At 65.1% G+C, this 19,641-nt stretch carries 23 protein-coding genes; 12 read left to right on the top strand and 11 right to left on the bottom strand.

Annotation, left to right across the window (positions count from 1 at the left end):
• Window positions 1-33: 33 nt before the first annotated feature.
• The 6 genes from BM075_RS21130 (at window position 34) to BM075_RS21105 (ending at window position 5,522) form a co-directional block, all read left to right on the top strand.
• Entirely contained in the window at window positions 34-1,005 is a 972-nt protein-coding gene (locus BM075_RS21130; RefSeq protein WP_093362692.1) for a sugar-binding transcriptional regulator, read from the top strand.
• Between the two features lie 14 nt (window positions 1,006-1,019).
• Complete coding sequence (locus BM075_RS21125; RefSeq protein ID WP_093362691.1) at window positions 1,020-1,802, top strand: SDR family oxidoreductase; 783 nt, start codon at window positions 1,020-1,022, stop codon at window positions 1,800-1,802.
• 197 nt (window positions 1,803-1,999) lie between these two features.
• Entirely contained in the window at window positions 2,000-2,728 is a 729-nt protein-coding gene (locus BM075_RS21120; protein ID WP_177208441.1) for a FadR/GntR family transcriptional regulator, read from the top strand.
• Between the two features lie 109 nt (window positions 2,729-2,837).
• The gene (gene otnK, locus BM075_RS21115; RefSeq protein WP_093362689.1) at window positions 2,838-4,115 is read left to right on the top strand and encodes a 3-oxo-tetronate kinase; all 1,278 of its coding nucleotides are present in this window, start codon (window positions 2,838-2,840) and stop codon (window positions 4,113-4,115) included.
• Window positions 4,112-4,765, top strand: coding sequence for a 3-oxo-tetronate 4-phosphate decarboxylase (gene otnC, locus BM075_RS21110; protein WP_093362688.1), 654 nt, complete (start codon window positions 4,112-4,114; stop codon window positions 4,763-4,765). The genes otnK and otnC overlap by 4 nt, the downstream gene beginning before the upstream one ends.
• Window position 4,766: 1 nt before the next feature.
• Entirely contained in the window at window positions 4,767-5,522 is a 756-nt protein-coding gene (locus BM075_RS21105) for a hydroxypyruvate isomerase family protein (RefSeq protein WP_093362687.1), read from the top strand.
• A gap of 428 nt (window positions 5,523-5,950) precedes the next feature.
• On the opposite strand, the gene BM075_RS21100 is transcribed toward BM075_RS21105, so the two are convergent.
• Window positions 5,951-7,051, bottom strand: coding sequence for a ParB/RepB/Spo0J family partition protein (locus BM075_RS21100; RefSeq protein ID WP_093362686.1), 1,101 nt, complete (start codon window positions 7,049-7,051; stop codon window positions 5,951-5,953).
• Window positions 7,048-8,295, bottom strand: a complete 1,248-nt coding sequence (locus BM075_RS21095; protein ID WP_245758939.1) for an AAA family ATPase — start codon at window positions 8,293-8,295, stop codon at window positions 7,048-7,050. Before BM075_RS21095 ends, BM075_RS21100 begins: the two co-directional genes overlap by 4 nt.
• Window positions 8,296-8,820: 525 nt before the next feature.
• Between BM075_RS21095 and BM075_RS21090 the strand changes: the two genes are divergently transcribed.
• Window positions 8,821-9,531 (top strand): hypothetical protein, encoded by a 711-nt coding sequence (locus tag BM075_RS21090; RefSeq protein ID WP_093362712.1) that lies wholly within the window; start codon window positions 8,821-8,823, stop codon window positions 9,529-9,531.
• Between the two features lie 72 nt (window positions 9,532-9,603).
• Here the strand turns inward: BM075_RS21090 and BM075_RS21085 are convergent, their stop codons facing one another.
• The gene (locus BM075_RS21085; RefSeq protein ID WP_245758937.1) at window positions 9,604-10,002 is read right to left on the bottom strand and encodes a cytochrome c; all 399 of its coding nucleotides are present in this window, start codon (window positions 10,000-10,002) and stop codon (window positions 9,604-9,606) included.
• 200 nt (window positions 10,003-10,202) lie between these two features.
• Here BM075_RS21085 and BM075_RS21080 point away from each other — a divergent pair, with 200 nt between their 5' ends.
• The 3 genes from BM075_RS21080 to BM075_RS21070 are packed head-to-tail and all read left to right on the top strand — an operon-like array spanning window position 10,203 to window position 11,801.
• Window positions 10,203-10,802: a HupE/UreJ family protein gene (locus BM075_RS21080; RefSeq protein WP_093362684.1), complete on the top strand. Its 600-nt coding sequence runs from the start codon at window positions 10,203-10,205 to the stop codon at window positions 10,800-10,802.
• Window positions 10,799-11,401 (top strand): HupE/UreJ family protein, encoded by a 603-nt coding sequence (locus BM075_RS21075; protein ID WP_143089921.1) that lies wholly within the window; start codon window positions 10,799-10,801, stop codon window positions 11,399-11,401. The genes BM075_RS21080 and BM075_RS21075 overlap by 4 nt, the downstream gene beginning before the upstream one ends.
• A 13-nt stretch (window positions 11,402-11,414) precedes the next feature.
• A complete protein-coding gene (locus BM075_RS21070) occupies window positions 11,415-11,801 on the top strand; it encodes an ester cyclase (protein WP_093362682.1) in 387 nt (128 codons plus the stop codon).
• Between the two features lie 12 nt (window positions 11,802-11,813).
• Here BM075_RS21070 and BM075_RS21065 read toward each other — a convergent pair whose 3' ends face one another.
• From BM075_RS21065 to BM075_RS21050, 4 genes are all read right to left on the bottom strand, one after another.
• Window positions 11,814-12,926 (bottom strand): glycosyltransferase family 8 protein, encoded by a 1,113-nt coding sequence (locus tag BM075_RS21065; RefSeq protein ID WP_093362681.1) that lies wholly within the window; start codon window positions 12,924-12,926, stop codon window positions 11,814-11,816.
• Window positions 12,927-13,033: 107 nt separating this feature from the next.
• Window positions 13,034-13,420 (bottom strand): type II toxin-antitoxin system death-on-curing family toxin, encoded by a 387-nt coding sequence (locus BM075_RS21060; RefSeq protein ID WP_093362680.1) that lies wholly within the window; start codon window positions 13,418-13,420, stop codon window positions 13,034-13,036.
• A complete protein-coding gene (locus BM075_RS21055) occupies window positions 13,417-13,641 on the bottom strand; it encodes an AbrB/MazE/SpoVT family DNA-binding domain-containing protein (protein ID WP_093362679.1) in 225 nt (74 codons plus the stop codon). The genes BM075_RS21060 and BM075_RS21055 overlap by 4 nt, the downstream gene beginning before the upstream one ends.
• Before the next feature lie 59 nt (window positions 13,642-13,700).
• Window positions 13,701-14,723: a LacI family DNA-binding transcriptional regulator gene (locus BM075_RS21050; RefSeq protein ID WP_093362678.1), complete on the bottom strand. Its 1,023-nt coding sequence runs from the start codon at window positions 14,721-14,723 to the stop codon at window positions 13,701-13,703.
• A 168-nt stretch (window positions 14,724-14,891) separates the two neighbouring features.
• On the opposite strand from BM075_RS21050, the gene iolG reads away from it, so the two are divergent.
• Window positions 14,892-15,884 carry an inositol 2-dehydrogenase gene (iolG, locus tag BM075_RS21045; protein WP_093362677.1) on the top strand — a complete coding sequence of 331 codons (993 nt, stop codon included), beginning with the start codon at window positions 14,892-14,894 and terminating at the stop codon, window positions 15,882-15,884.
• Window positions 15,885-16,168: 284 nt separating this feature from the next.
• On the opposite strand, the gene BM075_RS21040 is transcribed toward iolG, so the two are convergent.
• Window positions 16,169-16,570, bottom strand: coding sequence for a hypothetical protein (locus BM075_RS21040; protein WP_093362676.1), 402 nt, complete (start codon window positions 16,568-16,570; stop codon window positions 16,169-16,171).
• Window positions 16,571-16,800: 230 nt separating this feature from the next.
• Here BM075_RS21040 and BM075_RS21035 point away from each other — a divergent pair, with 230 nt between their 5' ends.
• Window positions 16,801-17,805, top strand: coding sequence for a DUF1214 domain-containing protein (locus BM075_RS21035; protein WP_093362675.1), 1,005 nt, complete (start codon window positions 16,801-16,803; stop codon window positions 17,803-17,805).
• 19 nt (window positions 17,806-17,824) lie between these two features.
• Here BM075_RS21035 and BM075_RS21030 read toward each other — a convergent pair whose 3' ends face one another.
• The 3 genes from BM075_RS21030 to BM075_RS21020 all read right to left on the bottom strand — a co-directional run bounded on the left by BM075_RS21030 (window position 17,825) and on the right by BM075_RS21020 (window position 19,615).
• Window positions 17,825-18,022: a hypothetical protein gene (locus BM075_RS21030; RefSeq protein WP_093362674.1), complete on the bottom strand. Its 198-nt coding sequence runs from the start codon at window positions 18,020-18,022 to the stop codon at window positions 17,825-17,827.
• Between the two features lie 284 nt (window positions 18,023-18,306).
• Window positions 18,307-18,960, bottom strand: coding sequence for a 3-oxoacid CoA-transferase subunit B (locus BM075_RS21025; RefSeq protein ID WP_093362673.1), 654 nt, complete (start codon window positions 18,958-18,960; stop codon window positions 18,307-18,309).
• A gap of 1 nt (window position 18,961) precedes the next feature.
• A complete protein-coding gene (locus BM075_RS21020) occupies window positions 18,962-19,615 on the bottom strand; it encodes a CoA transferase subunit A (RefSeq protein ID WP_093362672.1) in 654 nt (217 codons plus the stop codon).
• Window positions 19,616-19,641 lie beyond the last annotated feature (26 nt).

The raw sequence follows: 19,641 nt of genomic DNA, 5'->3' as shown, positions 1-19,641 counted from the left end.
CGCTCTCGATCCTACCCAACCCAGGAGTCCTCGATGGCTCGAGTGAACGAACTCAGGCTGATTGCGCGTGTCGCCCAGATGTACCACACCGAAGGTCGCCGCCAGGGCGACATCGCGAAACACCTGCACATCTCACAAGCGACCGTCTCTCGCATGCTGAAGAAGGCTGTCGAGGAAGGTATCGTGCGCACGACGGTCGTCGCTCCTTCCGGCACATATGCGGACCTGGAGACAGGCCTGCGGGAGTGCTACGGCCTCTCCGAGGCGATCGTGGTCGAATGCACCGAAGACCGTCCGGGGCCGATCATGTCCCGGATCGGCGAAGGCGCCGCCCATTTCCTGGAAGCGACCCTACAGCCCGACGAGATCATCGGAGTCGCGAGCTGGAGCGAGACCATTCTCAAAATGGTCGACAACATCCACCCGATGCGCTCCGGCCGGGCGAAATATGTCGTCCAGACGCTCGGCGGCATGGGGGACCCGGCGGTTCAGACCCATGCGACGCAACTCATCACCCGGCTTGCCCGCCTGACGGGGGCCGAGTCGCGCCTGTTGTCCGCGCCGGGGGTCGCCCAGTCACGCGAAGCGAAACTTGTCCTGCTGAGCGACACCTACGTGCGCGAGACGATGGACCTTTACGGAAAACTCAGCCTCGCCATTGTGGGGATCGGGGCCATCGAACCGTCGTCGATGCTCGCGCGGAGCGGCAACGTTTTCACCACCAACGAGCTCGCCGAACTGACCCGCGCCGGCGCCGTCGGTGACATGAGCCTTCGGTTTTTCGACACCGAGGGCAAACTGGTGAAGACCCCGCTGGACGACCGCGTGATCGGTATGCCGCTGGAGGATCTCGCCAAGGTCGACCGCGTGATCGCCCTGGCCGGTGGCGCCGCCAAGACCCAGGCGATCCACGCTGCACTGAAAACCCGCTGCATCGATGTGCTTATCACCGATGTCTTTACTGCCGGCCGCCTCGTGAAGGGATGTGCCGACACAAACCAGTAGAAGGAGTCCGATGGATGGAACGCTTCGCCGGGAAAACGGTCGTGGTGACCGGTGGCAACAAGGGCATCGGCTACGCGATAGCCGAGCGGTTCGCGGCGGAAGGTGCGAATGTCGCGATCGCCTCCTACGAGCCGCAGGTCACAGAGGCCGCGGACGAGCTTGCGAAGTCCGGCGCCCGGACGCTTGGCGTGCTCTGCGACGTCACGGACCCGAACCAGGTCGTTAGCCTCTACGATGCGGCCGAGGCGGAATTCGGCAGCATCGATATCTCGATCCAGAACGCCGGCGTGATCTATATCTCCAAGCTCGAGGACGTGAGCCTCGATGAATGGAACAAGACCCTTGCGGTCAACACGACCGGCTGCTTCCTCTGCTGCCAGGAGGCGATCAAACGGATTCGCAGGCACGGCCGCGGAGGCAAGCTCGTCAACACCGCCTCCGGTCAGGCCCGCGAGGGCTTCATCTACACCCCGCACTACGCTGCCTCCAAGTTCGGCGTCATGGGCCTGACACAAAGCCTCGCCAAGGAAGTCGCTCTGGAGAAGATCACCGTCAACGCAATCTGCCCCGGCATCATCTACAGCGAGATGTGGGACTACAATGACCGTGTCTGGGGCAAAATGCTGGGAGACTACGGACCCGGCGAGTTGATGGCGGAATGGGTGCAGAACATTCCCATGAAACGCGCGGGCTTCGGCAAGGACGTGGCCGGCCTCGTCGCCTTCCTCGCCAGTGAAGACGCCGACTACATCACCGGCCAGACGGTCAACGTGGACGGTGGCTTGATCATGTCCTGAGCAGCTCCGGACCGGTCGGATCCAGGGCATCACCCCAGGATCGTGGCTGCGCCGCGGAGATTTCGTTTTAAATCAAAATGTTGTACGGGAGCCTCCATGCCCCCTGCCCTACCGTGCCGCGGCCGTATTGACACCCGTCGGCACGCACCGCTATCACTGGTCCACTGGTATGTCCTACATACCAGATGGAGACGACCTTGGATACCCCGGAGCACAAAAAGCCACATTTCGACGAGGCGCTGAAACCGGCCTCTGCCCGGGATCTGGTCGCGAGAAAAATCGCCTCCCTCATCGCAACCGGAGCGTTGAGCGTCGGCGACGAACTTCCAAGCGAACGCGAACTCGCGGTCTCCTTCAACATCAGCCGATCGAGCGTGCGCAGCGGATTGCAATTCCTGGCCGCGAAGGGCGTCCTGTCCATCGCCCAGGGGGTCAAGACCCGCGTTATATCGGCCGACGTGACCCCCGACACCCGGCAGGCCCAACGGATCAACGCCTATTCCCTCGAAGACGTCGAAACCGCCCGGACCATGCTGGAAGACATGGTTGTCCGCAGCGCCGCTCTGCGGATCGACGACGCGACCATCGCCAAGCTGGAGGAGATGCTGGATGCCCAGTTCGGCATGACAAACGACCCGATCCGTTTCCTCGTCAGCGATCGGGGATTCCATCTGACGATCTACGAGGCCAGCGGCAACCCGGTCCTGACCGACTTCGTCGCGGACCTCTACGGCTACGAAATGACACGCAGGCGTCAGGTCGTCGCCGTGCCCGGCGTTATCGAGGCGAGCTGCCGTGAACATGCGGAGATTCTGGACGGACTGAGGGCCCGCGACCCCGCTGCCGCCGGCGCGGCCTTCGCACGGCACCTCCGGCACGTCTACGCGACCACCCGGTCGCTCATGACCAAGGGAGACATCTCCTGACGAAGCGCGCCGCCACCATGTCCGTGCGCCCAGGGCGCACAGCGGGCCCGGCCGCGCAATAGAAGACTGCCCTCGCAGGCAGATGGAAGAACCGAAAGGAAGGCCACCGATGGCTGTCGTTCTTGGATGCATCGCCGACGATTTCACCGGCGCAACGGACCTTGCCGGGCTGCTCGCCCGCAGCGGTATCGCCGTCTCGCTGCGGATGGGAATTCCCGACGCGCCGCCTGAAACCGCGGAAACCGCCGCCTTCGAGATCATCGCCCTTAAATGCCGCACCATACCCGTTGCCGAGGCCGTGGCCGACACCCGCGCCGCCTTCGACTGGCTGCGCCGCGCCGGGGCGCAGCGGATCTTCTGGAAATATTGCTCGACCTTCGACAGCACCGCGGACGGCAACATAGGCCCCGTTGCCGAGGCGCTGATGGCCGATCTCGGCGCAACGCAGACGGTCTATTGCCCAGCTTTCCCCGAGAACGGGCGCAGTGTCTTCATGGGTTACCTCTTCGTCGGCGAACAGCCGATTGCCGAGAGCCCGATGAAGGATCACCCCCTGACCCCGATGCGCGACAGCAACCTCATGCGGCTTCTGGCGCCGCAGGTGCGGGGCAAGGTCGGCTTGGTCAACCGGCTCACCGTTGCCCGCGGACCGGATGCCGTACGGGCGCGGCTGGCCGATCTGGAGCGCGACGGCATCGCCCACGTTGTGCTGGACGCGGTGGCGGACGATGACCTCAGAATTCTCGCCGAGGCCTGTGCCCACATGCCCCTGATGACCGGCGGCAGTGCCCTGGCCATGCCCCTGCCCGGCATCTACCTGCGCGACGGTGCCATTGCCCGGAGCGCCCGGCGGCAGGCCCCTCCCCCCGTCGGCGCGGGCTCCATCGTGCTGTCTGGCAGTTGCTCCGCCATGACCCGCGCCCAGGTCGCGCAGTACCTGCCGCAGGCCTCCGCCCTGAAGCTCGATCCGCTGGAACTGGCCAGATCGGGGCCGCAAGCCGCGCGGGACTGGCTCGCCCAACAGCCCGCGGAGGCCCCCAAGATCGTTTATGCCACGGCCGAGCCCGCCGACGTGGCGGCCACGCAGGCCGAGCTCGGCGCGGCGCGTGCCGGCGCGGTGGTCGAGGCCGCCCTGGCGCAGCTTGCCACCGATGCGCGTGACCTCGGCGTGCGCCGGTTCGTTGTCGCCGGCGGCGAGACGGCGGGCGCGGTCACCAAGGCGCTCGGCGTGACCCGGATGTCCATCGGCGAGGAAATCGCGCCGGGCGTCCCCTGGACGTGGTGCCGCAGCGGTGGCCACGACATCGCCATGGCCTTAAAATCCGGCAACTTCGGCACCGAAACCTTCTTTTCCGACGCCTTCGCAAAACTGGAGGCCGCCGAATGAGCGCCGAGGCCCGCCTGCGCGAACAGATCTGCCTGCTCGCCAAATCCATGTTCGACCGCGGACTGACCGTCGGATCCAGCGGCAACATCTCCGCCCGGCTTGACGCAGACCGCCTTCTGGTCACACCCACCGGCAGTTGCTTCTGCCGCCTCGACCCGGCGCGCCTCTCGGTGCTGGACGCCCGGATGACCCTAATTGACGGCGACGCACCCACCAAGGAAGTGCCGCTGCATGCCGCCTTCTACGAGACGCGCCCGCAGCAGACCGGCGCGGTCGTGCACCTCCATTCCTCCCATTCGGTGGCGCTGTCGGTTTTGCCCGATACCGATCCGGAGAACATGTTGCCCCCGATCACCGCCTACGGCGTGATGAAGCTCGGGCGGGTGAAGCTCCTGCCCTACTTCATGCCGGGCGATCCGGCGATGGGCGATGCCATTCGCGGCCTCGCAGGCAGGCGCAGCGCCGTCGTGCTGGCCAATCACGGCCCCGTCGTCGCCGGCAAGGACCTGGAGGCCGCCTGTTATGCCATGGAGGAGCTGGAGGAGACGGCGAAGCTCGCCATGCTGACCCGCGGCCTCTCTCCCCGCTTGCTGAACGAGGCGGAGATCCGAGGCCTGGTTTCCAAATTCAATGTCGAGTGGGATGACTGACATGACGGCTTTTTCTGCAAACCTCGGCTTCCTGTGGACCGAACTGCCCCTGCCCGATGCCATCCGGGCCGCAAAGGCGGCCGGATTCCAGGCCGTCGAATGCCACTGGCCCTACGACACCCCGCCACAGGAGGTCGCCGTGGCCCTGCGGGAGACCGGCCTGCCCATGCTTGGGCTGAACACCGTGCGCGGACAGCCGGGGGAGAACGGTCTTGCCGCCCTGCCCCAACGGCAGCAAGAGGCTCGCGACGCGATCGACCAGGCCATCGCCTATGCCAGGGCCATCGGCACGCCCAACGTGCATGTCATGGCCGGATTTGCCGAAGGCGCAGACGCACGGGCGACCTTCGTGACCAACCTGCGATACGCCAGTACCCAGGCCGCACCGCACGGCATCACCATTCTGATCGAGCCACTCAATCGCTACGATGCCCCCGGGTACTTCCTGCAAACCAGCTCCCAGGCGGCCGCGATCCTCGAAGACGTCGCCCGCCCGAACGTGAAGCTCATGTTCGACTGCTACCATCTGCAAATCATGGAGGGGGATTTGACCCGGCACCTGACCGAAAGGTTGCCGATAATCGGGCACATCCAGATCGCCTCCGTGCCGGACCGCTCGGAGCCAGACTGCGGCGAAGTGAATTACCCGCATATCTATGCCCATCTTGAGACGCTGGGTTACAAGACGCCGCTCGGCGCAGAGTACAAACCTCGCACGACGACGGACGCTGGCCTCGGCTGGCTGTCCGCTTGCTGAGGTCGGGCTCAGGGAACGTGCCGGCTGCGTCCGTCTCGGGTGTCCCCGCCTGCGCAGGTAGTGGCCCTGCCGGGGTGTTCGCATCCCCGGCAGTGGACCTGTCGCGAGATCGGCGCGCGGTTGAGGACTTCACGCATCCGGTTTTGAAGTCTACTTAAGATATTGATTTTATTATTTTAAATTTACTTCACGCCACGTCGCGCTCCGCATGTACGTAGTCAATTGCACACGCACCCGGGCCGCTTTGACCGACCGCCCTCCCCTGCCCCATGGTTCGGAAAGTCTTCGTGGTCCCCGGCCCTCCCGGACAACCGCGCGTCGGGTTTTCACTATCTTTTCTCCGCTGTAGTATGGCCCCACCGCGACCGCGTGAACGATCGGCGAGTCGCAGGTCTGCAAGCATGGTTCCCCGCGGGGAACCCCCTGCCCTATTCATCGAGTTGGGCGAGGAACGCTTCCAATGCGGCTTCCAGCATGCGTCGATCCTTGGCGGAGAAATCCGTGTTCAACCGAACCTCCAGCCGCCCGTGGGACGCGGTGACCTTCGCCGAGCCGCCCGGCCGCTCGATGCGGAAAGTCGTTCGCGCCGGCCGAGGTTTCGCCCCCGGCCCCTTCGATCGCTCCGTGTTACCCGCTGCTTGGGCATAGCCGCTCAGCACGCGCTTCTCGTCCTCTGGCTGGCGTGGCGCGGGAAGCGCTGCGAGGTCCGCGAGAACCTGCTCGGCCAAGTCGGGCTGGACCTCGAAAGCCTTGCGAAGATCGAGCCCGAGTTGTCGCGGAATTGCCTGCGGGAACTGGATATGGGCGCCGATGATTTCGAAGAGTTGAGCAAAGGCGCGGATGTAGCTGCGTTTCTGCTTGCCCGCCGACCGGTAGAGCTCCAGAACCGCCGCGTCCACGTCGTCAACCTTGGTCTGCTGGTCAGCGGCATAGTCCCGCGCCAGCACCGCCATCTCGCCGAAAGAGATGTCCTTCCGAACGAGGTTCTCGTCCACCATCCGACGGTAGAGCTGCTCCAACGCCTCGCCACTGGCGATGATCGTGGCCGGGATCCGGGTCCAGCGTTCATCGCTACCGCCGGACGCAATCCGCAGCTCGCGCCACGCCGACAGCCTCCGCAAGCCCTGCACGAGTTCGTACGCCCCCTCACCGACCTGCTCGACCTGGATCGGATTGGACAGGCCGATTGCCTCGATAGACGCCTTGAGTTCGGACAGGTCGTCCGTGCCATCGAAGTTGCGATCCCGGATCAGCTTGGTCGTTGAAATCGCCTCGGTCGGAATAAGGTCGGTGATCAGGCCCGCTTTTTTGAGACGGACGTGTTCATGGGCAAGTCGATCATTCTCCGCGCGTATACGGGCTTCCATGTCCGCTCGGTTGCTGAGGGACTCCGCATTCTCCCGCACTGCGGAGGCCATCGGCCCACGGCGGGCCACGGACGCCGCCGTGGCGGACCCGGGAGCAGCCGGCGGGTCAGAGGAGAGATCGTCGGGCAAGTCGATATCGAAAACGCGCCGCTTCTTGCTCATGCCACGTCCTCCAGGCGGTCCCAGGCCGAGAGCACGGTGTCCCGGAATTCAGCGTAGGCTTGATCGAATGTGGTGCGCGCGCGGCGCCAGGTTTCCCGCGTCATATCGCGATAATCAATCTCGTAGACGGAGGACAGGAAGCGGCCGGATTGCTCCACGGCTCGGGTCATCTCGATCGGGTGTTCGGCGACATGCCCGTCGAAGACCTTGCGGAAGGCGTCGAACATTGCACGGTGCAGGTCGTTGCCGGGCTCGTAACGGGTCAACAGGAAGCGGATCTCGAGGAAGGCCTTGGGCAATGGCAGGTTCCCCGCGGGGAACCCGGCGGACAGATCCTCCAGCGCCTCGGCGAGTTGGCCGATGAAGGAGGTGGTGGAATCGTATTCCCAGTAGCCCGGGCCGGAAGGAATGTAGAGCATGTCGGCCGCGAACACCGCGTTCATCGACTGGTAACCGATGGCCGGAGGGCAGTCGAAAATCACCAGATCGTAGGCATCCGGTGCCAGTCCGTCGAGGTAGCGTGAGACGGCCGCGAAGAAGGACCAGTCCGGATTCAGGTGCCGGTACTGCGCGGACGCGAATTCCACGAAGGCCGCGTTGGCGCAGGAGGGGATAATGTCGATGGAGGACCAGGCCGTGGGCTTGATGAAGTCCGGCACCCGGAGCGTGCCAAGGCCCATGTCCCGGATCGAAGACGGGATCTGGCGGCGGGGCAGGGAGGCGCCGGACTCGGCGGCAGTGGGCGCCTCGTTCATCCGGTCCGTCTCCCGCACGAGGTCGCGGGCCATGATGCCCCAGACGGTGTATTCCTCCGCCACGTCGGAAAGCCCCATGGAGTGGGACAGCGTGGCCTGGGGGTCGAAATCAACGACAAGCACGCGATAGCCGTCCAGCGCGGCGGCATGGGCGAAGTGCAGCGCGACGGTCGATTTGCCGGCGCCGCCCTTGAAATTCGCAACGGCCGCCCGGAAGGCCCGCTTGCCCGTCGGGCGGCGGGGCAGGAGGGAGCGGCGGTTGACCTTCATCCGGCGCCGCATCTCGTTGATCTCTTCGAGGGTGTACCAACGCTGACGGCCATCTCCCACGACCTCGCCGGCGGGCAAGGATGGATCGGCGGCGAGACGACCGCGAAAGGTCGACTGGTTCACCTTGAGGATCAGCTCGGACACTTCCCAGCTCGAAAACCGACGGAGGGTCTTTTCCAGTTCCGGCGAGAAGGTCTGACGGCGGATCCAACTCTGCATCTTGAGGGAGTTCGCCTGCAGACGGGACAGGTCTTCATGGGTGTAAGTCACTGCGCGCCTCATGATCGGACGTATTTTCGTTGTGATTTCGGATTTACGCGGATTTGCACGTTTTTGCAAAACCTATTATTCTTGATGCGTGTTGCGGGTGGAATGCCCCACGCCTTTGAAAACCTGAGCTGCAGGCGATTCGCGCGCGCTACGCCGGGCGGCCGCAAAATGGGGCAGGGGGCGGCTGGTGATTGGGGGACACTTCGGCGTGCCACACGACATATAGGGGGACAAAACCCCGAAATAGGGGGACAGCCAGAACGTCCCCCTATACCAATGAAACCGATTCTTATCCTTCGGATTTGAGGCCGAGATCGGCGATGGCTTGAAAATCCTTGACAGAATCGAGATACGAGACGCTAATTGCCGTCAAATGGCGAAAAGCGTTGGTTTGACCTCCAACGACAGACCATGAGCGGCGTGACCGCAGAGGCAGCGACCCGGGTGACCGGTATCTTGGCAAGGATCGGGCGGATGATCCAAACGAAACCCGTCGGGCGAAATGCCTCGGCGATGAAATACGATATCCTGACCGCTCTAGGCGCCCATGCGCTCGCGGCCGGGCCAGGGGACAGGTCGCAACAGAAACGCAGCCTGAGGCTGCTGACACTGATTACGGCGCGATACAACTGGCGCACAGAGGAACTGGTGGTCGGCCGCCGGGAGATGGCGCGGCTGTGGTGCGTCGATGAGCGCACGGTGAAACGGGAACTTGCGCGGCTTAAGGCCTTGGGGTGGATTGCGGTCAAGCGCCCGGCCGCGCGCGGGCGTATCACGGTGTATCAGTTGTGCCTGGAACGGATTCTGGCCGATACCGCGCCAGCCTGGGCGAATGTGGGCGAGGATTTCGCGGTTCGGATGGGCGCGGCGGAAACGGGCGAAGCGCCGGCGGGGCAGGGGACCATCGTCGCCTTTCCCGGCGCGACGCGGCCAAAGCCGCCCGACGTGTCGTCGGACGATGAATGGGCGCTCGCCTCCGGACTGCTCTATGCTGAGGATGCCAACCTGCACGCGGCCTGGTTCGCGGCGTTGACGCGGGCGGCGCGGACCGGGGACCGGTTGCTGTTGCACGCCCCGAGCCGGTTTCACGCAAGCTATGTGCAGGGGCACCTGAACGGGCGGCTGCTGTCCGCGGTGCGTCAGGTGGATGCTTCGGTGTCGTCCATCACCGTGACGCACGGGTAGAACGCCGCACAAGGTATTGATTTCGCGGCGCTAAATGGATTACTACCGATCCCCCGTTCAATCTGCCGGGGCCTATTGCTGGATCGACTGCAGGTAGTAGACAAGCGACAGGATCCGGCCGCGCGCCACCATGTCGGACGTCTCTCCGCGTTGGCTGGTCGCGGAGTTCTGGAAGCGCTCGCCCCAGATCGGCATCGCGCTGCCGTGCGCCCTGACACCGTCGCGGCCGTCGATCGTGGTCAGCACCGCCTCGAACGGAAAGGCGCCGTCGTTGGATTGCGACAGGTCCACCAGGCTGGGGATGGAGATATTGAGGAGGGTGGCAAGAGGTCCGTCCCCCATCGCGCTTTCGGCGTGGCGGCCCGCGCAAGCGACCTTGTATTCGTGCTCGCCCGAGATTTCGGCGACGACTGGATAACTGGCCAGGACCAGTGCGGCAATGACTTGCATTTTCAGGATAAGGCTAGTCATTCCGAGTCCTCCCAAACTGACGGAACCAAGACCTTCGAGTATCGCGGGACGCGGGTGCTTTAGGCATGAGACCGTCACGGGATGGCGGGGCAGGGGAGGGCAAGGCCCTGCCTAACGCCAGAAACCGCGTGAACCAAGCGGCGATCTTTTGTAACGCTTGGGTCGTACCAACTCCACTCCAGAAGAAAGCCGAAGACGTCATGTTGAGTTTCCGCAAGGCACCCCTTTTCCTCACGGCGCTGCTTGTCACCGCGCTGTGTGCCAGCGCGTCCCTCGCCCACACCGGGGAGATCTATGGCGGTGGCTTCGTCAACGGCTTCACCCATCCCATTCTGGGGTGGGATCACGTGGCGGCGATGGTCGCCGTCGGGCTCTGGGGGGCGTTTCTGGGCGCTCCCGCAATCTGGCTGCTGCCGGTCGTCTTTCCGTTGGTCATGGCGTTCGGGGCCGTTATGGGCATTCTGGGTATCCCGGTTCCGGCCGTTGAAACGGGCATCGCGCTGTCGGCGGTCGTATTGGGACTGATGATCGTCTTCGCGGCGAAACCGTCTGTCTGGGTCTCGGCCGTGCTCGTGGGTCTCTTCGCGATCTTCCACGGCTACGCACACGGGACGGAGCTGCCCGCGAGTGCGAATGCCTTTGCCTTTGCGGCTGGGTTCGTGATTGCGACCGGGCTGTTGCACCTGACGGGCATCGCCATCGGGCTTCTCGTCAAGTGGCCAGCTGGCCGCCTGGTGGTGCGGGGCGCGGGCGGGGTGATTTCGCTCGCTGGCATGGCCTTCCTGACCGGCATGGCATGAGGACACGCGCACTCCGGCTGGCTGCCCTCATGGGGTTTGCTGTTCCCGGGACGGCGCAGGCGCATTCCGCGATACCCGGTGTTGACGGGTTTTATTCCGGCCTGCTGCACCCGATCTCTACCCCGGCGCAGGTGATGCTGTTGCTGGGGGTCGGCCTGTTGATCGGCGGATTGAAGGGTCAATCTTTCGGCAAGTGGCTCGGTCTCTTCTGTGCGGCGACGGTTCTGGGGATGGCGACGGGGCGGTGGTTTGGCCGGCTGGACGAGGTCATGTTCGCCATTGCCTTCCTCGCCTGTGTGCAAGCGGCCCTGGCGCCGGGACGGCTGTTGCCGACGGTGGCGGCGCTCACGCTTCTGGGCGGCGTCTGTATCGGCGCGGCGTCGGTCCCTGAGGCAGGTCCGCTACGGGACCGGCTTGTCGCGATGGCCGGGTCCTTTCTCGGGGCGAATGCCGGCCTGCTCTATGTCGTCGGGGCGCGGGTGATCCTGACCGACAAGGTCTCGCGGGTTTGGGTGGACGTCGGCCTGCGGGTCGCGGCGGCCTGGCTTGCGGCGATTTCCGCGATCATGCTCGCCCTGCAGTTCGCCCCAATTGCGTAGGTGCCCGGGTGACATGACCGGCGCGGACCTTTCGGAGATTTATCGCGGCTACATTGACTGCCTGAACCGGCAGGACTGGGGCAACCTCGGCAAGTATGTGGACGAGGATGTGCGGCGGAACGGGCAGGCGCTCGGGCTGGAGGGATATCGCGCATTGCTCGTGGAGGACTTTCGGGCGATCCCCGATCTGACATTCGTACTCGAGCTTCTGGTATGCGAGCCCCCGATGGTTGCGAGCCGGTTGGCCTTTGAGTGCACGCCGGTGGGGATGCTCTTTGGCCTGCCGGTGAACGGCAGACGGGTGCAGTTCTGCGAGAATGTGTTCTACGAATTCGACGGCGGCCGCATCCGGTCCGTGTGGTCGGTGATCGACACTGCCGCCGTTGCTGCGCAGCTTTGACACGGCTCGGCGTCAGTCGACATCAACTCCCGCCCGCGCCAGCGCCCGGGTCATGCGTTGCGTTGCCTGCGGCGCGATCCGTGCATGGCAGGGCGTCCGCGCGCAGATGTCCCACCATTTGCGCAGGTAGGGGATATGAGTGGGCGGCAGGCGGGCCCAGTCGTTCAGGGCTATCTCGGGCTTGCCGATATGCTGCAGATGCTCCAGAACCCGCTGCTCCAGCTCGGGCGACAGCCGCCACCGCGCGGGTTTGATGACCTGTCCGGCGTAGTGGATCACGGCCGGCCGCTGCATGACGTGGCCAGGCCGCTCGTTGTAGAAGCGGTGGTTGTACCGGTCGTGCGCCTGCACGTAGTGGCTGCCGTGGGTCAGCGAGAACAGACCCTGGTCGCCGAAGTCGAGGTCGAGCGTCTTGCGCGCCCATTTGGCGACCGCGAGGTAGTGGTCCAGCCCGATGTCGTCCCGCCTGAGTTTGTCGAGGTTGAGCACGATGGAGCCGCTGTTGAGGAGCCCCTGGGCGATGTGCCGAACGATAATGGCCGGCAGGCCCAGGGCATGGGCGCGGCGCGCTGGCCCGATCAGCAGCGGTGGCACCTTCAGCGACTCCCGGCAGGCCACGAGATATCGGCCGAGGAAGGGATGGTTCAGGAGCGGCACGAGGTCGTCCGTCACCAGAAGGTCCAGCGCGTCGAGGTAGATCACGCGTTTTATGTCGTCCGGCAGGTGTTGGTGCGCGACGAACCAGAGGAAGCGGGCGCTGTCGGGCTTGCCGCCAAGCTGTTTCAGCCGGTCGAATGCCTCGGCGTCCGGAATCCGGAGCGGGCGCAGGGTGATGTTTCCGAGCCCGGCACAGAACCGCTCGAGGGCCGCGATTTTTCCGGGGCCGAGGTTCTGTTCCAGCAGCCAGAAGACGATCTCGTCGCGGGGGTGGATTTCGGACAGGGTGAGCAGGAGGACCTGGAGCACGTCCGGATTGGGGCCGGCGATGGAGCTCATCACATCCAGCCGCGTGGGCGCGCGGTCCCGATACTTGCGGCGCATGTGGCGATCCATCGGGGCGGACCAGATGTTGGGGAGCGCCCTGTAGAGATCCCCGGCTCCGTGCCGAAAGCGGTCTGTTGACATGGAAAGTAGCCCCGGCGCTCGCTAAAAACGTCCCGATGTTGGATCATGCCGGCCTGCGGGCGTCAATCTCCGGGCGCACGGAGGAGGGGGCCCAGTGCTTTGTTTGGTCAGATCGGTCGCCAGCCTGCGGTGAGCCAGGCGGCAAAGGCGGCCTCGTCGATCCGGCCCGAGGCCAGGTCCTCCATCATCCGCACGCCCTCGACCGGGGCAGGGCGGAAGGCATGGCCGTTCAGCCGCAGGAAGGTGACGGCGGTCACGAAGGCGGTGCGCTTGTTGCCGTCGACGAAGGCGTGGGCCTTGGCGATACCGAACGCATAGGCCGCAGCGATCTCGGCCAGGCCGGCCTTCGAATAGGCGGCGAGGTTCATGGCGCGGGCACAGCCCATTTCCAGCAGCGCCCGGTCACGCAGGCCGGGGGTGCCGCCATGCCGGGAGATCTGCCGGTCGTGGATGACGACGACCGCGGCCAGCGGTACCCAGACGGGGGGTGTCACGCGAGGGCCTGGAGCATATCCCGGTTCTCGTCCATGACGATCTCGGCGGCTTCTAGAGCCGCCGCGACGGAGGGGTCGTGGGCCATGACCTTTAGGCTGCCGTCATCTCCGCGCGCCACGAACAGGGTGTCGCCCTCCTTGGCGTCCAGGATCGTTAGCATTTCTGTCGTCAGGGTCATGACGGCCGAGTTTCCCACCTTGCGAATTTTGGTCTCGATCATGGCGCGGCTCTCCCGTGTATCTTTCTGTATATACGGGTGGACGGGCTGTGAGGCAAGGCTCAGGCGCTGGCGCGCGGCTTCAGCTGGCCAAGGAACAGGCGGCTGAAGTCGCGGTCTTCGCTGCTGTCCAGCACTTCCACAAGGTAATCCGCCATCTCGGCGACGGGTTGCGTGAATGAGGTGATCCGGTAGGCCACGCTGCGCGCTTGGGGCGCATCGTCGAAACCGGTGACTGCGACGTCCTCCGGCACGCGCAGCCCAAGAGTGTGGCGGATCGCATCCATCGCGCCGATCGCGAGGGCGTCATTCTCGCAGACGATCACGTCCGGCAGGTCGGCGGCGGGGCGGTCGGAGAGCGCCGTTGTCACGGCCTCTGTGGCGAGGGTGGGACTGTAGGCAGCGACGGAGGTGCAGGGCGGCTCCGTGCCGAAGCGCGCTTGCCAGAACGCCAGGAAGGTCTCCTTGCGGTCCAGATGCGCGGAAGAGGTGCGCGGCCCGGCGAGGAACATGGGCCGCCGGTACCCGCGCGCGGCCACGTATTCGGCAAGTTCCGTCATGGCGGCCACGTCATCCACGGCAATGTTGATCGTGTCGGGATTCCGGGAGAAGCGGGCGAAGACGATCAGCTTGCGGAACCGCCGCGCGGCGATGGCAGTCTTGAGCGCCTCGTCGTCGAACTGCACGCCGATCAGGATGACAGCGTCGACGCGGCGCTGGCTGGCGTTGAGCAAGGCGGGCCCGGCGTCGGCCTCGTCCAACGTGTTGACGAGCAGCGTGTCCCATCCGGCGCGACGCAGGCTGCGGGTCAGATGTTCGAGAACGACCAGCTTGTGGGGGTTGCAAAAGTCGTCGACCAGCAGCGCGACCAGATTTGAGCGGTCGGAGGCAAGGCTGGCCGCGCGCATGTCCGGCACGTAGCCGAGCCGGGTTGCCGCCTGCATGACCTTTTCCCGGCTCCGGGCGGAGATCGACGCATCCTTCCGGAAGGCGCGATTGACGGTCCAACGGGAGACGCCGGCCGCCGTGGCCACGTCGTCGGCGGTCACGTGCGCTTCCGGTAAGGTCCTGTCATCCCGCGCCATCGGCTTCTCCTCGTGGCATCCTATCCCCGCATTTAGGGCGATTGAAGCGAATACGGTGGGGGCGACATGACGAATTGCACACGCGAGCAGAAACTTGTTGCACGCGCGTGCAAAACGGCAGAATTTCCCGGCAAAGCGCGGCGAGGGGCCGCGATTCTGGAGGAGCATATGCTGAAAGTTGGGTTGCTGGGCGCCGGCCGTATCGGACAGGTGCATGCTGTGAATATCGCCGGTCACGCGCAGAGCGAACTGGTCGCCGTGTCCGACATCAATGCCGAGGCGGCCGAAAAGCTGGCGGCGCAGTTCGGCGCTGAGGCGCGGACGTCGGAGGAGATCCTTCAGGACCCGTCCATCGACGCCGTCCTCGTGGCCACATCCACCGACACGCACTCGGGCCTGATCGAAGCGGCCACGGCGGCCGGCAAGGCGGTACTGTGCGAGAAGCCGGTGGACCTGTCGCTGGAGCGGGCCAAGGCCTGCCAGGCGAAGGTTGCGGCGAGCGGCCAGCCGGTGATGATCGGCTTCAACCGCCGGTTCGACCCGAACTTCGCTGCCGTGAAGGCCGCGCTGGAAGCGGGTGAGATCGGCAAGGCGGAGCTACTGTCGATCACCTCTTTCGACCCCGCGCCACCGCCCGTGGCCTATGTCAAGGTGTCCGGCGGGCTGTTCCGGGACATGATGATCCACGATTTCGACATGGCGGCGTTTATCATGGGGGATGCGCCGGTGATGGTGCAGGCGGTCGGCACCTCCATCGTCGATCCGGAGATCGGCGCTGCGGGCGACGTCGATACCGCCGTGGTCACGCTGACCTATGGCGACGGACGCCTCGGGGTGATCAAGAACAGCCGCCGCGCCGCCTATGGTTACGACCAGCGGGTAGAACTGCTGGGCTCCGAGGGTCTGCTCTCGGCGGCGAACATGCTGGAGAATACGGTCTCGAAAGCGACCGCAGAGGGTGTCGTCGGCGCCAAGCCCACGTACTTCTTCCTGCAACGATACATGCCCGCCTATGTCGCCGAATGGGATGCCTTCGTTAGCGCTGTTCTGAATGGGACCGACATGCCGGTGACGTTGGAAGACGGCATCAAGGCCCTTGCCCTGGCGGAGGCCGCCACGCGGTCGGCCCAAACGGGACAGCCCGTCGCGCTCGACCTCTGAGGCCGACGTGATCGGCGGCCGCGTGGCGTTGCAGCCCCGCGCGGCCGCCGGCTTGATGCAAGAGCCAGTTGGCGGCGCGGGCGACCGTGCCGCCGGGTGGCCTCCCGCTGAACTTTGCGATAGACCCGCTCGCCGCTGGGAACGGCGGCTTTGGGGATTCAGCCGCAAGGGTTCCAGAAAGGCTTCTGGCTGAGCCTGGAACGGAGGTCGAGCGCGCGATCGGGATCCAAGGCACCACTCAGGGCGGCGTGGGTGGCGATGGCGAAGTAGGCGGCGCTCGCCAGCTAACCGACAAGGGCCGAAGCGCCGGTCGGATCGCCGAGCAGAACCCAGATCATGGAGGCCATGAAGAGGGGGGTATTGAGGCGGGTCCAGAGCCGCGACAGCAGCGGCAGTTCCGGAGCGAGGCAGAAGATCCCCGCAAGTGCGGCCCCGGTGAGGGCGACGGAGGCGAATGGGGGGAGCTGGCCGCCAGTCCCCGCGGCGTAGGCCACGGCATCGGCGGTTTTCACGGCGAAGGCCGCCGCGAGGAAAATCAGCAGGGCACTGGTCTTTGGCAGGCGGGAGGCGCGCCGCCGGCGGACGAGGATCTCCGCAGCCTCGGCCATGCAGTCGGCAATGGGACGGCCGGTTTCGTTGGAGAGCCGTTTGGCCAGGGCGAGGTGGCTGTCGACGTATCGTGACATTCCGCCCCTTTGGTCGGCTGGATCTCGGTCGAGTCGCCGCACGTTGCGGGTGAAATGCGGCCACAATGCAGTGGCAAGATCGAATACCGCGCGAAGTGCGCGGCGCCGGACAGGGCAGTTTGCCGCCCGGCCGGGACTCGATTGGTGTTTGACCGACGCGTTGTCCAGCGTATCTCTTATTAGTGTATTAAGGCATTCCCACCGTTTCGGGTCATGAAAAGGACCATTCGATGAAAAGCATTGCTACGGTCGTGGGCCTCCTTGCGCTCACATCTTTTCCAGTTCCGGCGCAGGAAATGGTAACACCGGAAACTTACATTCGGGCCGAGGTCGACATGTCGTTCGCCGTTTTCCAGTTGAAGGCGGGCAGCGACGTGAACCGGTTTTATTACATCCGGAAGCCGACGCCGCTGGACGAACAGGCGGTTGTGCGTATGAACCGCGACACGCTTTATGCGGGCGCCGTTGTGGACACCGAGGGCGGGGCGACGATCACCATTCCGGAGTTTCCGGACGACCGGTATTTTTCTGTTCTGGTCATCGACAACGACCATTACGCGCCGGCCGTATTCTACGAGCCGGGGACATACGACATTCCGGGTGACACCAAGTACGTCGCTTTGATCATGCGCATCCAGATGATGGACCCGGGCAATCCGGACGATATCGCGCTCGTCAACGAAATGCAGAATGCGTTCGTCATAGAGGGTTCGAGCCATGACCTGTTCCCGGACCCTGAGTGGGACGTGGACAGCATGCTCGACCTGCGGGCGGAGTACGAGGAGGAATTCCAGACCTATACCCAGTACGAGCCGGACTGGATGGGGCCGCGCGGCACGGTGAACGAGGAGACGCGGCATCTTGCGGTGGCGGGAGCGTGGGGCCTCTTCCCGGAGAAGGATGCCGTCTATATCAACTACACCGGCCCGGAGTCGGAGGATGCCTGTTACACCGCGACCTACGACGTGCCGCCGAACGACGCCTTCTGGTCGATCACCGTCTATGGCGCGGACGGGTTCATGGAGAGCGACACCAACATCGTCAACGACCGCAACGTGACGCTGAACGAGGACGGCACGTTCACCGTTCATTTCGGCCCCGAGGCGCTTTGCGGCGACCAGCCGAACCGGGTGGACATAACCCGGGGCTGGAACTTCCTGATGCGCATCTACCGCCCGGGTCAGGCTGTGCTCGACCGGACGTATACGCTCCCCGAGGTGGAGGAGGCGACCTGACGCCGGGACGGCGAAGAGGTTAGCGTCGGCTCAGGGGATTGTTCTTTCGGCGCACGGCTTTCCTGGGCCCTTCGTTGCGCCAGTCGAGTTCGTCAACCATGCGGCGGATGTGCCGTTCGTCCCGCGCCTCCTGGTGTTTGGTGAGAAGCTGTGATGGCAGCGCCTTGAAGAATGCGACAGCCGTCTGAAATCCGTCCTGACCAAATCTCGTCGTCATGGGTACCTGCCAATTAAGATGAATGACCAGACTTGGCCAACAAATGGGCGAAAAGTTGGCCGGCCGGTTCCCGCTTTGGAAACACAGCGTCGCCGGGGAATGCTCCGGCGGCGGCGGGTCTATCAGAGGGAAGGGGGCAGTGGGCGGGCGCGCGATCGGGACTTCGATGCCGCACTGTGTTCGTGACGATCCGGCGGAAGCACGGCTGACGGCTTCGGTTGGGCGCGTCCGTGACCCGCCGCCGGACGCCGCCGCCCACCACTGGGAGCGGCGACGCGGGGCGGTCAGGTGAGGCGCATTTCGGGCACGTCGCCCACGATGTGCAACTCTGCGGCGGTGGCAGCGCGAACGTCCTCCACCGAAACACCCGGTCCGACTTCGCGCAGCACCAGCCCGTCGTCGGTGGGCTCGATCACCGCCATCTCGGTCACGATCAGGCTGACCCGGCGCGTGGCGGTCAGCGGCAGGGTGCATTCGGGCAGAATCTTGGGCTCGCCCTTGGCCGTGTGGACCATCGAGACCACGACCTTGCGAGCGCCGGCGACAAGATCCATCGCGCCGCCCATGCCGGGCACCATCTTGCCGGGCACCATCCAGTTGGCGAGGTAGCCGCGCGCGTCCACCTGAAGCCCGCCGAGAACCGTCATGTCCAGGTGCCCGCCCCGGATCAGCCCGAAGGACATGGCCGAGTCGATGGAGGCCGCGCCGGGAACGGCGGTCACGAAACCGCCGCCGGCATCGGTCAGGTCCGGGTCCTCCATGCCTTCCGGCGGCCGCGCACCCAGCCCGATCACGCCGTTCTCGGCCTGGAAGAAGACGTCTACATCGTCGGGGAGGTAGTTGGCGACCAGACTTGGCAGGCCGATGCCGAGGTTGACGAGCATTCCGTCCCGCACATCCAGCGCGACGCGGCGGGCGATGATTTCCTTCGCGTTCATGTCAGTTCCCCCGCGACAGAAGGTGATCGACCAGGATGCCGGGCGTCTTCACCGCATCCGGCGGGATGGCGCCGATCGGCACGATCTCCTGCGGCTCGGCGATCACCGTATCGGCGGCCATGGCCATGATCGGGTTGAAGTTGTGTGCGGTCAGAGCGTAATCGAGGTTCCCCTTGTAGTCCGCGTGTTTGCAGCGGATCAGGGCAAAGTCGCCGCGGATCGGTTTCTCCAGCAGGAAGCTCTTGCCGTCGACCTCGACCACCGGCTTGCCGTCGGCCACCGGCGTGCCGAGGCCGGTCGCCGTCAGCACTCCGCCGAGGCCCACGCCGCCGGCGCGGATGCGTTCCACCAGCGTGCCTTGTGGCACCAGCTCCACGTCTATCTCGCCTGCGATCATCTTGGCCTGCGTTTCGGGGTTGAGCCCGATGTGGCTAACGATGGCGCGGGAGATAAGGCCCGCTGTCACCAGCTTACCGATGCCGTGGCCCGGCATGGCGGTGTCGTTCGCGACCACCGTGAAGCCGCCTACGCCGCGCTCCACCAGCGCGTCGATCATCCGCTCGGGCGTGCCCACGGCCATGAACCCGCCGATCAGCAGAACGGCGCCCTCGGGCACCATCTCCGCCAGCTCGCGGGGTTTCTTCGCTGTCTTCATCCGCCAGATCTCCTTCCCATCCGGAG

The organism is Tropicimonas isoalkanivorans, from assembly GCF_900112335.1.
In the GTDB taxonomy this organism is placed as follows: domain Bacteria; phylum Pseudomonadota; class Alphaproteobacteria; order Rhodobacterales; family Rhodobacteraceae; genus Tropicimonas; species Tropicimonas isoalkanivorans.
Note: the sequence above shows the minus strand (reverse complement) of the source record. Positions and strands in the feature narration are given on the sequence as shown.

What these genes read in the sequence shown, in the direction of transcription:
- BM075_RS21130 (WP_093362692.1), top strand. Translation starts at nt 34, where the DNA reads ATGGCTCGAGTGAACGAACTCAGGCTGATTGCGCGTGTCGCCCAGATG.
- BM075_RS21125 (WP_093362691.1), top strand. Translation starts at nt 1,020, where the DNA reads ATGGAACGCTTCGCCGGGAAAACGGTCGTGGTGACCGGTGGCAACAAG.
- otnK (WP_093362689.1), top strand. Translation starts at nt 2,838, where the DNA reads ATGGCTGTCGTTCTTGGATGCATCGCCGACGATTTCACCGGCGCAACG.
- otnC (WP_093362688.1), top strand. Translation starts at nt 4,112, where the DNA reads ATGAGCGCCGAGGCCCGCCTGCGCGAACAGATCTGCCTGCTCGCCAAA.
- BM075_RS21105 (WP_093362687.1), top strand. Translation starts at nt 4,767, where the DNA reads ATGACGGCTTTTTCTGCAAACCTCGGCTTCCTGTGGACCGAACTGCCC.
- BM075_RS21100 (WP_093362686.1), bottom strand. Translation starts at nt 7,051, where the DNA reads ATGAGCAAGAAGCGGCGCGTTTTCGATATCGACTTGCCCGACGATCTC.
- BM075_RS21095 (WP_245758939.1), bottom strand. Translation starts at nt 8,295, where the DNA reads ATGCAGAGTTGGATCCGCCGTCAGACCTTCTCGCCGGAACTGGAAAAG.
- BM075_RS21090 (WP_093362712.1), top strand. Translation starts at nt 8,821, where the DNA reads ATGATCCAAACGAAACCCGTCGGGCGAAATGCCTCGGCGATGAAATAC.
- BM075_RS21085 (WP_245758937.1), bottom strand. Translation starts at nt 10,002, where the DNA reads ATGACTAGCCTTATCCTGAAAATGCAAGTCATTGCCGCACTGGTCCTG.
- BM075_RS21080 (WP_093362684.1), top strand. Translation starts at nt 10,203, where the DNA reads ATGTTGAGTTTCCGCAAGGCACCCCTTTTCCTCACGGCGCTGCTTGTC.
- BM075_RS21075 (WP_143089921.1), top strand. Translation starts at nt 10,799, where the DNA reads ATGAGGACACGCGCACTCCGGCTGGCTGCCCTCATGGGGTTTGCTGTT.
- BM075_RS21070 (WP_093362682.1), top strand. Translation starts at nt 11,415, where the DNA reads ATGACCGGCGCGGACCTTTCGGAGATTTATCGCGGCTACATTGACTGC.
- BM075_RS21065 (WP_093362681.1), bottom strand. Translation starts at nt 12,926, where the DNA reads ATGTCAACAGACCGCTTTCGGCACGGAGCCGGGGATCTCTACAGGGCG.
- BM075_RS21055 (WP_093362679.1), bottom strand. Translation starts at nt 13,641, where the DNA reads ATGATCGAGACCAAAATTCGCAAGGTGGGAAACTCGGCCGTCATGACC.
- BM075_RS21050 (WP_093362678.1), bottom strand. Translation starts at nt 14,723, where the DNA reads ATGGCGCGGGATGACAGGACCTTACCGGAAGCGCACGTGACCGCCGAC.
- iolG (WP_093362677.1), top strand. Translation starts at nt 14,892, where the DNA reads ATGCTGAAAGTTGGGTTGCTGGGCGCCGGCCGTATCGGACAGGTGCAT.
- BM075_RS21040 (WP_093362676.1), bottom strand. Translation starts at nt 16,570, where the DNA reads ATGTCACGATACGTCGACAGCCACCTCGCCCTGGCCAAACGGCTCTCC.
- BM075_RS21035 (WP_093362675.1), top strand. Translation starts at nt 16,801, where the DNA reads ATGAAAAGCATTGCTACGGTCGTGGGCCTCCTTGCGCTCACATCTTTT.
- BM075_RS21030 (WP_093362674.1), bottom strand. Translation starts at nt 18,022, where the DNA reads ATGACGACGAGATTTGGTCAGGACGGATTTCAGACGGCTGTCGCATTC.
- BM075_RS21025 (WP_093362673.1), bottom strand. Translation starts at nt 18,960, where the DNA reads ATGAACGCGAAGGAAATCATCGCCCGCCGCGTCGCGCTGGATGTGCGG.
- BM075_RS21020 (WP_093362672.1), bottom strand. Translation starts at nt 19,615, where the DNA reads ATGAAGACAGCGAAGAAACCCCGCGAGCTGGCGGAGATGGTGCCCGAG.